Source organism: Brevibacterium linens ATCC 9172 (genome assembly GCF_900169165.1).
GTDB classification, from domain to species: Bacteria; Actinomycetota; Actinomycetes; order Actinomycetales; family Brevibacteriaceae; genus Brevibacterium; species Brevibacterium linens.
Map to the genome: position 1 here is coordinate 1 of NZ_FXYY01000076.1, position 1,139 is coordinate 1,139.

At 58.5% G+C, this 1,139-nt stretch carries 1 protein-coding gene; it reads right to left on the reverse strand.

Features of this window, described 5'->3' with window-relative positions; genetic code table 11:
• Positions 1 to 1,092 (reverse strand): IS630 family transposase, encoded by a 1,092-nt coding sequence (locus tag BLIN9172_RS17830; RefSeq protein ID WP_009881631.1) that lies wholly within the window; start codon positions 1,090 to 1,092, stop codon positions 1 to 3.
• Positions 1,093 to 1,139: the final 47 nt, after the last annotated feature.

A 1,139-nucleotide genomic window follows, 5' to 3' on the forward strand; every position in this document is an offset into this window, starting at 1 on the left:
CTAGTGTCCTGCGCCGGTAGTTCGTTGCATTAGTCGTGAGAGAGATTCCAGTATCTCTTCCGCGGTTTTCGTCCACACGAATGGTTGCGGGTCCTCGTTCCACGCCTTAACCCACTCGCGAAGGTCTTTCTCCAGGGCTTGCACGCTTCGGTGGTCACTGCGCTGGAGGAGTTCGCGGGTGACTTCAGCGAAGAGCCTCTCGACCTGGTTGATCCACGACGAATACGTGGGCGTGAAATGAATATGGAACCGCTCATGCTTGCCCAGCCAGTTCCGCACCAACGGGTGTTTGTGCGTGCCGTAGTTGTCACACACGACGTGGATGTCGAGGTGGTCTGGAACGTGTTTGTCGATCTTGGTTAAGAACTTTTTGAACTCGATCGCGCGGTGCTTGCGGTGTGTCGAGGCGATCACGGTTCCATCGGCGACATTCAGCGCTGCGAAGAGACTCGTCGTGCCGTGGCGGGCGTAATCGTGGGTACGTTTCTCCGGCATGCCCGGCATCATCGGAAACGCCGGCTGGGACCGAGACAGCGCTTGGACCTGGGACTTCTCATCGACGCTGAGCACGACAGCGGACTCGGGTGGATTGAGGTAAAGGCCGACGATGTCGTAGACCTTTTCCACGAAGAGAGGGTCGTTGGAGAGTTTGAACCCATCGGCGCGGTGGGGTTTGAGTTCGAAGGCCTTCCAGATCCGTCCGATCGTCGATTTCGATAGTCCGCTGCGTTCGGCCATCTGCGCCCGTGACCAGTGGGTGGCGTTTTTCGGTGTCTGTTCCAGGGTTGAGGTGATGACGTCCTCGACTTGCTCGGCCGTGATCGTGGCGGGTCTACCTGGGCGTGGTTCGTCGACGAGACCATCGAGTCGGTCGGCAATGAATCGGTTCCGCCATTTGGCCACAGTCGCGGGCGTGCAGCCGAGGCTGGTGGCGACTTCCTTGTTTGATCGTTCCTGCCCGCAGCCGAGGATGATTCGTGAGCGCAGAGCAAGGGCTTGTGAGGACTTGCGCCGACGGGACCAGCGAGTCAACGTCTGGTGTTCTTCATCGGTGAGGATCAGTTCAGCTTTCGGACGACCGGTGCGAGGCATACTCCATTCTACAACTTCTTACACGAATTTACGGCGCAGGACACTAG